The organism is Rubripirellula obstinata (assembly GCF_001642955.1).
Classification (GTDB): Bacteria; Planctomycetota; Planctomycetia; order Pirellulales; family Pirellulaceae; genus Rubripirellula; species Rubripirellula obstinata.
The window spans coordinates 1-8,774 of the sequence record NZ_LWSK01000175.1 but is presented as its reverse complement, the minus strand read 5'-3'; the positions used below and the strand labels follow the sequence as shown (position 1 = coordinate 8,774).

Annotated in this window: 11 protein-coding genes and 1 pseudogene; 2 read left to right on the top strand and 10 right to left on the bottom strand. The window is 54.2% G+C overall.

The genetic code is table 11. The annotated features are described in order from the left end of the window. Positions 1-513 precede the first annotated feature (513 nt). Positions 514-1,714: pseudogene (locus RC85_RS29095) on the top strand (ISAzo13 family transposase). Positions 1,715-1,794: 80 nt separating this feature from the next. Here RC85_RS29095 and RC85_RS23835 read toward each other — a convergent pair. The 8 genes from RC85_RS23835 to RC85_RS23800 form a co-directional block, all read right to left on the bottom strand. Then, a complete protein-coding gene (locus RC85_RS23835; protein ID WP_068267250.1) occupies positions 1,795-2,139 on the bottom strand; it encodes a hypothetical protein in 345 nt (114 codons plus the stop codon). Continuing rightward, positions 2,136-2,678 carry a nucleotidyltransferase family protein gene (locus RC85_RS23830; RefSeq protein ID WP_068267249.1) on the bottom strand — a complete coding sequence of 181 codons (543 nt, stop codon included), beginning with the start codon at positions 2,676-2,678 and terminating at the stop codon, positions 2,136-2,138. Before RC85_RS23830 ends, RC85_RS23835 begins: the two co-directional genes overlap by 4 nt. Positions 2,679-2,745: 67 nt before the next feature. Further along, positions 2,746-3,408: a Uma2 family endonuclease gene (locus RC85_RS23825; RefSeq protein WP_068267248.1), complete on the bottom strand. Its 663-nt coding sequence runs from the start codon at positions 3,406-3,408 to the stop codon at positions 2,746-2,748. Positions 3,409-3,585: 177 nt separating this feature from the next. Next, positions 3,586-4,500, bottom strand: a complete 915-nt coding sequence (locus RC85_RS23820; RefSeq protein ID WP_084422977.1) for an ABC transporter permease — start codon at positions 4,498-4,500, stop codon at positions 3,586-3,588. Between the two features lie 195 nt (positions 4,501-4,695). Beyond that, positions 4,696-5,076 carry a DUF2304 domain-containing protein gene (locus RC85_RS23810; RefSeq protein ID WP_068267246.1) on the bottom strand — a complete coding sequence of 127 codons (381 nt, stop codon included), beginning with the start codon at positions 5,074-5,076 and terminating at the stop codon, positions 4,696-4,698. Beyond that, positions 5,073-5,465: a glycosyltransferase family protein gene (locus RC85_RS28330; RefSeq protein ID WP_338060593.1), complete on the bottom strand. Its 393-nt coding sequence runs from the start codon at positions 5,463-5,465 to the stop codon at positions 5,073-5,075. The genes RC85_RS23810 and RC85_RS28330 overlap by 4 nt, the downstream gene beginning before the upstream one ends. Continuing rightward, positions 5,399-5,866 carry a glycosyltransferase family 2 protein gene (locus tag RC85_RS28325; protein ID WP_200836761.1) on the bottom strand — a complete coding sequence of 156 codons (468 nt, stop codon included), beginning with the start codon at positions 5,864-5,866 and terminating at the stop codon, positions 5,399-5,401. The genes RC85_RS28330 and RC85_RS28325 overlap by 67 nt, the downstream gene beginning before the upstream one ends. Before the next feature lie 204 nt (positions 5,867-6,070). Next, entirely contained in the window at positions 6,071-6,838 is a 768-nt protein-coding gene (locus RC85_RS23800) for an FHA domain-containing protein (protein WP_068267245.1), read from the bottom strand. A gap of 256 nt (positions 6,839-7,094) precedes the next feature. Between RC85_RS23800 and RC85_RS23795 the strand changes: the two genes are divergently transcribed. After that, complete coding sequence (locus RC85_RS23795) at positions 7,095-7,844, top strand: hypothetical protein (RefSeq protein ID WP_068267244.1); 750 nt, start codon at positions 7,095-7,097, stop codon at positions 7,842-7,844. Here RC85_RS23795 and RC85_RS23790 read toward each other — a convergent pair whose 3' ends face one another. Continuing rightward, a complete protein-coding gene (locus RC85_RS23790; protein WP_068267243.1) occupies positions 7,845-8,378 on the bottom strand; it encodes a hypothetical protein in 534 nt (177 codons plus the stop codon). A 55-nt stretch (positions 8,379-8,433) separates the two neighbouring features. Beyond that, positions 8,434-8,613, bottom strand: coding sequence for a hypothetical protein (locus RC85_RS23785; RefSeq protein WP_149752763.1), 180 nt, complete (start codon positions 8,611-8,613; stop codon positions 8,434-8,436). Positions 8,614-8,774 lie beyond the last annotated feature (161 nt).

The window sequence follows — 8,774 nt, the reverse complement described above, 5'->3', positions numbered from 1 at the left end:
CGAAGGCTCATCCAGAGAAAGTCCGCAGCTACCGCCAAGCGGAATCCCTGGCCCGCGCCGCCCAAACCAAAGCCCGCCGAGCTCGCCGTCGGAAACTAGCCCGTAAATAGTTCTGCCGAACGCTTACTTACTGGGATAGCATGAATAAGCGCCGTTGCGACTCTAACTTTGACCATTCGCAGTGGTTGTTTTGGATCATTAAACGCTGGGGTTAGTGATGGCGATAAATCTTGGACAAAGCCATCTCGCGGACAGACACGAGGGAATACTTTGCTGAGCCCAATTACTCTATCGGTTTGGCGAAAAAGCCTGGTAAAAAAGACAGTCCTCGGTTAACGCCACCACGCTTTCGGCCCTGAACAAAGCCTTCGCCTAGGGAATTACTTCGTACTGGCCGGTTAGCAGTTTGGCAAAAAGATGTAAGGCAGCGTGCCAGAAATGATCTACCGTCGCGGCTTTAGATATGCTATTTCAATGGCTCGGTGATTCTTTGAAACTCGAGAAAGGATTCTCTTGGCAATTGATTTACAGGACAACGTTGTTGAGTCAATCAAATCAGCAGCCGCAAAACTCACCGGATGGAAGCGTCGAGAGTATCAGGCCGAAATCGCAATCAAATTTTGCGATGCAAGCGCGCGGAAAGCAGAACAGAGATTCGGATGGGGAAGAGCAGCCGTCGCGACGGGGCTAGGCGAACTGCGGACCGGCGTTCGATGCCTCGATAACGTCCACGCGAGAGGACGAAAAAGAGCGGAAGATCAATCACCACAACTAGCTGAAGTAATCAAACGACACGCCGAGCCTCAATCACAGGCCGGCCCAAAGTTCCAATCCACTTTGACTTATACACGCATCACCGCCAAAGCAGTTCGCCGGGAAGTGGCCCAAGCAGGAATCCAAAGCCTCCCATCGGAACGATCGATGCACCGTATCCTGAACCGCATGGGATACAGCACCAAGAAGGTGCAAAAAACCAAGCCTCAAAAAAATTTCTGAAACAGACGCCATCTTCGAGAACTTGAAGGTCGTCCACACTTTCGCTTCTACACAGCAGTCCACGCTGCGGATTTCGTTCGACACCAAAGCGAAAGTCAAGATTGGTCCATTCTCGCGGTTGGGCTACGCTCGTTCCCCTGAGCCGGTCAAGGCGATCGATCATGATATGGGGCAAGAGGCGATTCTCGTTCCTGCGGGCATCTTGGAAGTGGACTGTGATCAGCTCAACGTGATCTTTGGGACATCACGAGACAATGCCGACTTTGTTGCTGATTGCATCGAGCATTGGTGGTCTCGCCGAGGCCAGTTGTATGGTCACATCGAGAAACTGGTGATCAATCTGGACAACGCACCGGAGATCAACAGTTCACGGACGCAGTTCATGAATCGCCTCGTGCAATTTGTTGATCGGACGGGTTTAAAAATTGAGCTGGCTTACTATCCGCCATACCACAGCAAGTACAATCCGATCGAACGCTGCTGGGGCATTTTGGAGCAGCACTGGAACGGAACTCTGCTGACCTCGATCGATGTAGCGATTCGCTGGGCCAGGAGCATGACTTGGCGAGGAGTGTCACCGCTGGTCGACCTGCTCGAAGGCACCTACGAGCGTGGCTTCAAGCTAACCAAGCAAGAGTTTCAACCGATCGCCGAGCGTCTGAAACGTTCGGAGAGACTTGGTAAATGGCACCTATGCATCAATCCACTCAGTGGGTAGATGTTTAATGGCGAGCTGCCTTAACGCTTTACGCGTCCAGCTACTGAGTTGGGTTCGTTGTTCAGATGGGAATTGAGAAGCTAATCGCTCGTAGCTACGTTTTGGTGGAGTTTGTCGACGCGTTTTTGGCACTCGGCGAGGGTTTCGGGGTCGAGGTTTTGGTACTCGAGCAATTGGTGGACGTAGAGGCGTTGGATTTCGGTGTCGCTGGCCTTGGGGTGCTGGCGGCGGATACCGACTCGCATCAGCTCACGGGTGATGTGGGTCAGCTCGAACGCTTTGGCGAGTTTTTGCGAGCGGGTTAGCGATCGCATCACACGCTCGTGGACCGCCAGGGCTTCGCGGCCCGCCGCGGTGCTCATCGCGATTTGTCGCTCCGGTTCCCGGTTGAGGGTCGCTTCGACAGTGGTGAGGTCCGGCGTCATGGATTGGTCAAACGTTTGAGGGATTCCAGCAAACCGCCCTGCTCGGCCTGGGTTCGAAGGTATGACCAGTTGAGGGAGTCGCGTTGACGGATGAGCATTTGCCGAATGTCGTTCTCTTGTCGCTGCGATCCGCCGATCATGTCATTCCAGCGACATTTTGACAGGATCGTGTCTTCGACGGACGCCAAGTCAACGTCGGTGCCCAAGACATTGTCAGGTGTTCGCCTTTCGAAGGCGATTCGGTCTTGCGGGTCATCGCCCAGGATGAACAGGTCGGCTTTGTCGCCGGTTTGGTTGTCAATCAAGTTCGCCATGCGCCCCTCGCGAAGAGCCGATTCGCTAAGATAGTAGCGGGACGAATCAAACGCGGCTACGAGGTCGGGGATGAGGGACGGCGGTAGATCGATGACCAAATCGATATCGTGCGTGCTGCGGGGTTCGCCGTAGACGCTCGAAGCGTGCGAGCCGACGAGCATGTGGGGGATGTCGAGTTGGTTCAGGGTGGCGATGACCAATGCGAGCAGTTCGACCTGGGTCATTTTAGAAAGCGATTAGCTGCTGGCGATAGTTTTTTTGGGGTGGAGGCTGAACGCTTGGTGCGTCCCGCTACGACCGTGCAGGGGACTTGCTGAGTGAGTCCAGGTCTTCGAAGAAGGCGGAAACAGGAGTTTGAAAATGGGGCAAGACTTCGCCGCCAGTGAGGGTGGCTTCTTCGTTGAGGATCACCACGTCGTCGGGCGCGGTGTAGACGGCGATGGATCGTGACCGGCAATCCACGATCCACACTAGACGCACGCCGGAATGGAAATATTCAATCCGCTTGCGAGTCATTTCGGCTTTAGTGTTGCCGAGGCTGAGGACTTCGACGGCCAGGTCCGGCGACATTGACGGGTAAGCTTCGCTGGGGAATTTGCCATCGGCAAATCGGTCGCGGGAGGCGTACGCGACGTCTGGGCCGCGGACATTGCCCGGAATCAACCGGAACATCCCGTCGGCCCCGGAGACGATGCCGAGCTTTCGAGGATTGATGAATTGCCGCAGGATACTCAGAATGGTGGCGGCCACTACGGATGCTTCGTAACTCATCGCTTTCTCCACCAGTGTGTGGTCGATCAATTCGCACAGCCCATCGCCTTGCCCGTTGGCGCGGACCAAGTCGTCCAGCGTGGCGGTACCGGGAGCCGGTCGCGTGCGAATGCGCTGTGCGTCTAGGTGGCCCAGATCGGCGAGGCGATCGGCGAACGTTTCACTTACGGCGGCGTGGGACATTGAAATAGCGGTTAGCGATTAGCGGTTAGCTTTTGGTGGTTAATATTGAACTGATTCTAATTCTAATCTGATCTGGTGCGGTTGTGTCCATCGTTTCGTTTCTCTGCGACCCCGTTGGGGTCGAACTTCTGGAAGGCTAACCGCTAATTGCTAACCGCTAACCGCTAATAGCAAGCTTCAGCTCACGTCTGCGAAACGTCGTTCCATGCGTCGAAAATAGGCTGCTCCACCAATGCCAATGATCCCGACCATGACGACGCTGATCGCCAGCGACACTGGCGACGGCCAGGGCGAACCCAACAATACACTGCGGTAACACTGCAGCAGCCCCGCCGTGGGATTGAGGTAGTACAGTGGTTGCCATTTTTCCGGAATCACCGCGCCAGTTTCATAGACGACCGGGCAAACGATCATGCCTAGCTGCAAGATGAAGGGCACCGCGAATTGCACATCTCGGTAAATACCATTGAGAGCGGAAAACCAAAGCGAAAACGCAGCCGCCGTGATGGCTGTCATCGCGAACAACACCGGCAGCAAAACGATTTGCCAACCCGGAAGGATCCCGTAATACAGCATGACGATGCCCAGCATCGCAAATGCGACTGCAAAATCCACCAGTGCGGGCACGAAGGCCGACAGCGGCAAGATCACTCGCGGGAAGTACACTTTCTGGATCAATTGATTGTTTAGGGCGATTGAGAGTGTGGCCTGCGATACAGCAGCCGCGAAGAACTGCCAAGGAACCAATCCACACAAACTGGTGACCGCGTAGGGCACATCACCACCAGACGCAGTGCCACGCAGCAAAGATATTAGGACGCCGAAAACGATGACGGTACACAGCGGTTGAATGATCGCCCAGGCGATGCCAATGACGGCTTGCCGATAGCGAACCTTTAAGTCGCGAAAACCAAACGCCCAAATCAGCTCGCGAAACCGCCACAACTCGGCCACGTCGATCAATCGCCAAGCCGGTGCGGGGCCGTGCCAACGCAATGGCAGTTCCTGATCCCGAGGTGTTTTGGCGTCTGTGGCCTGAGTCTCTGTGGCCAGCGTTTTTGAGGCCAGCGTTTCTGTGATCTGTCGGAGCAAGTTTTTATCTAAGGAAGGTTTGCTTCAATGGAGACAATCCTGGCGATGCTGCAAACGCGGCTGATCCCGCCTGCTGCCCCAGCTTGCCAAATGAGAACTAAAATTCCGTCGGCGCGGACTTCGTCTCGCTGGGTGACATGCGATGCACGCCAACCATCCGAATCTAATAAGTTTCCGTCACTCTTTAAAACTGTGTCACGAATCGACAACCGGGTTCGTGGTCGTCGAATCATCGGCGGCAGGGCCGCCCTGAAATGGGTTTCGGATTGCTTCGGCGCGAGCCAATTCCACCAGGGACCGCTGTAGCTTCTGGTGCTGAGTCTGCATGTGCAACCAGGCAACCGAGGCGGCAATCATAAACAGGTAAACCACTAAATCGACGCCGCGGCCAATGCCCACCGCGCTCGCCAACTGGCTGCTCAAACCGGGGAACAGAGTCAACAGGATTGCAGTCAGCCAAAGCGCTATCCGCAACAATCGCACTGTGGGGCGAATTCGGCCGGTTCGCAGCCCCATCAGTTCCAGGACCAGGAAGAACGACAACAGCGGCACAACCAGCCATTGGAACAAAGTCATCGCAGCATCCTTCCAAGCAATAACTGCCCCGCGATCCTCGCCGCATCCCAACCGGTTTGACCCTTTGCAAGGGTTTCTTCGGTGTAGCGGATCGTGACGGGCTGCTCTTGCCAAGCCAAGCCGTGGCGGGCAATCTCTTCCAATATTTCCGAAGCATGCGCCATCCGTGGTTGCCGGATGCGAATAACGCCGGCGGCCGCTGCCGAAAGGGCGCGAAAGCCATTATGTGTGTCCGTCACCGATAATCGTGTCGTCAACCGTGTGTACCAAGTCGCGGCACCCAACAACAGACGACGCGGTAGCGGAATGTTGATCGTCTGCCCTAAGAACCGAGACCCCAAAACCACGTCCGCAACGCCGTGGCAAATCGGATCCACCAGTCGTCCAATCTCCGATGCATCGTGCTGGTTGTCTGCGTCGAACGTGACGATAATATCGCCGACTGACCGAGTGCGAAATCAATCCCAGTTTGCAACGCTGCTCCCTGCCCACAATTAATCGGATGTCGCAAGACAAACTCCGAAGCCTGGGCAGCGACCGCTGCGGTGCCATCGCGTGAACCATCATCGACCACGATGACGTGATGAAATCCTTTCGCCTTCAAATCAGCAAGCGTCCGACCGATTCGCTCGGATTCGTTGTAGGCGGCAATGACGATCCAGACTGATGGAGTGCAAGGTTTTGGGTGTTGGTTCGTCTGCAGACCCCAACTGTTGGTGGAAACGTCGCTAGTGGATCGGCTGGACAGCACCTCGCCCGTGGGCATCATCGTGGGAAGCGAGGATCGCATGTCAGTGGACTAGATGAGTTGGATGAAAAATGTCGAAGTACTGTTTCAGCGGTTATGATCCCCGACCGTGTCGATTTCCAAAAGGCCCGCATTGGTTAAGACCGCATGAATTCTGGGCGAAGGATCGCTGACGAAGCCTAGAAATTCGAAGGCAGCAGAATTTGCGAACTTTGAACCTAAAAGCAAGGTTCAATTCATCTTTGGTTAGCCACCGAAGATGCGTTTGAGGGCTTCGTCTGCGGCTGTGGTGGAGTCGGCGGGGCCTTTGGAACGCACGTGGTCAGGCAACTTTTGAAATCGCTCTTTTGGGTCGTTTTTTTGCGTTGTTTCGGGAGCTGTGTCGGTCGACTCCGATTCCCGCTTGTAGGCATCAACTTCTAGAACGGCTTTGTCCTTGTCGGATTTTTGTTTTTCAATCGGTTGGCGATTGATTGCCTGATTCGATTCGCTTTCCCGCAAGGATTCTGATTCAGATTGTTTGCGTTGGCTTTCAATCGATTCGATCGAAAGAGTGGTCATTGACGCGAAATCTCCGTCGTCTAATTCTGATGCAAGTCCATCGAGTTCGCTTAGCATCTGGTCCAACGAATCCGTCGCTTTCGCTTGCTTGGGTTGAGCCTTTGGCCTGGTGGTTTCCTGTTGCGTGCTTTCCTGTTGCGAATCGAGCAGTCGGAATTTCCATTTTCCAATTTGCAGTTTATCGCGATGGCTCAGCGAAGTCGGTTTTTCGGTGCTGATGCGTTGGCGATTGACATGCGTTCCCGCCCGACTTCCCAAGTCAATGATCAAAACCTGTTGGCCCGATTGAATCAATCGGCAATGCCGGCGACTGACGTCGGGCGTTGGTAGCAACAGATCGGTGCTTCGGCTACGGCCAATCGTGAACCCTTCGCTTGTTGACGCGGTCAGCGGTAGATCCACTCGTTCGCCTCGCTTTTGGCTATTGCGATAGATCAAATTGAATCGTGACACGCAAGTTCCCTCAAGGTATTCATTGTCGCTAAGCAGTCTAACCGTCGATGGTGGTCATCCGCGACGGTAAATCTGTTCAGACTATGTTGCATTTTGATGAAGAACGCCTGCAATGCCTCATTCTCGCTGGCGAAGATCCGCGAAACGGGCGATCTTATTGGGAGGCGCAGTGTTGTAAAAAGAACAGTGTTGTAAAGAGAGCAGTGTTGTATAAGAGCATTGAAGTAATGCATTGAACTCGACGCGAGAACCAACCATGTCGAATTCCGAACCGAAATCTCTGAGGCCTCCCCAACCCGTCCATTTTCCTCTTTCCAAGGATCTGGCGTGGCAAACTGCGGGATCGCCAAGCTGGGAACACCTTGACCTTTCGCCGGAAGTGGTCGAACGGTTGGCGTTGGTTTTGTCGGGAATCAACCCAATCGTTTTGACCGACCTGCCAAACAAACGTGGTGGAAGTCCCCGTAACATTCACCAACTGCGATGCGACGGATCGCTGGGGCGGGTCAGCCCCAGTCGTGAATTGGCAAACGATCACCGCTGCGTGTTATGGCCGTTTTTCCGGACCAACGAAAAATCGTTTGCTGAACTTTGGCAAAACTCGCGTTCGGTTGCCGGCGGCCAGGATTCGACGTTGTTGATCAAGCAGGTGCATTGGCTAAAGAAAATCAATATGGCGGCCCCAGACGCTGCGTTGGCAAAGGCGATCGACACGATCGACGTGAACGAGCTGGTCAAGATGTCGCCCAAAATTCTATTCTTCCTGTTTCGCACCGCGATTCGTCACATCGATCGTGATTGCAATCAGAAACCGCCACAGGCTGCTGTGCCTTCGCTGCAAACGAGATTGCTGCAAAAGATATCGGGCAAAAAGGCGGCGGACACGCCTGCGATCTATTTCCCATCGTCCATCCTGCGAGAAACAGAGTCGTATTTGGAAACTTCGCTCACCGTGGCTCGTATCTTGGTGTTCGCAAGGTCACAGGTGAAACAACAACGTGCGTAGTTAATCTTTGCGTCGCCCCGTTCGATTGGCGATTCTTAGCAGGTTGTCTTGCACGTCGATGAACAACTGAATTCCTTCGGCAGAGGCAAACAGAAATCCCACCATGCCGACCGTTCCGAAGAGCACTGGGATGGCGAATTCGCTGTAGCGACCAAGTTCTAACAGCAACCCTTGGTCGGTCGTATAAATGATGTACACCATGCGACCGATCAGGTACGGGAACACAATCGCAATGGCGACGTAGCCAAAGATTCTGCTTAGCCGCTGCATCGCTTCAAGCGTTGGGTAGTGCCGTTGTCGAGGGTACAGCCCCGATGTTTGGTTGTACAGGTTTCGAGCGTTTTCAAACCGTTGCTCTTCCGTCAAACATTCCCCATCTTCACGCACCAGCCCCAACGGAAATTCTTTGCCGTCTGATTCGGGCAGTGCCGATTTTACACTGTCCCGGTCCAAGTCAGCGTTTAAGCGTTTACTACCGCCTTTGTCTAACCGGGATGAAGAAATAGGAACCAATTTGATTTCGTCAAAGTCCATGGATCCCTTGCCGAAGTCGGGGAGCGAATGTGGCTGTCTTAGTTTGTTATGGTTGTTAGATCCGCATCGACATTCCAAGCACGCGGCGAACTTCTGCCGGACTTGTTTGATGCTCTCTGACCAATTCGGTCGCTCTTTCCCACAACGATTTCATGCCGTTGTCCACCGCGATGCGATAAATCGCGCGACTGTCTTTGGTATCCAGGATTTGATCGGCAAGTGAGGATTCTTTCAAGGACAGAAACTCACTAATCAATGCACGACTTTTTATAGTCGCCTTTCGCTCGGGACGTCGCATCAGTTACTGCGCGTTAGGCCCGGAGGGCCGGCAGCTCCCTGCCGGGTGCGCGAGCACCCGGATGGCTGCCCCACATCAATTCTCTGGCTCGGTTTCGC

Excerpts from the sequence above, each read along its gene's own strand:
- RC85_RS23835 (WP_068267250.1), bottom strand. The coding sequence starts at position 2,139 with ATGACGCCGGACCTCACCACTGTCGAAGCGACCCTCAACCGGGAACCG.
- RC85_RS28325 (WP_200836761.1), bottom strand. The coding sequence starts at position 5,866 with ATGCGATCCTCGCTTCCCACGATGATGCCCACGGGCGAGGTGCTGTCC.
- RC85_RS23825 (WP_068267248.1), bottom strand. The coding sequence starts at position 3,408 with ATGTCCCACGCCGCCGTAAGTGAAACGTTCGCCGATCGCCTCGCCGAT.
- RC85_RS23830 (WP_068267249.1), bottom strand. The coding sequence starts at position 2,678 with ATGACCCAGGTCGAACTGCTCGCATTGGTCATCGCCACCCTGAACCAA.
- RC85_RS23795 (WP_068267244.1), top strand. The coding sequence starts at position 7,095 with ATGTCGAATTCCGAACCGAAATCTCTGAGGCCTCCCCAACCCGTCCAT.
- RC85_RS23790 (WP_068267243.1), bottom strand. The coding sequence starts at position 8,378 with ATGGACTTTGACGAAATCAAATTGGTTCCTATTTCTTCATCCCGGTTA.
- RC85_RS23810 (WP_068267246.1), bottom strand. The coding sequence starts at position 5,076 with ATGACTTTGTTCCAATGGCTGGTTGTGCCGCTGTTGTCGTTCTTCCTG.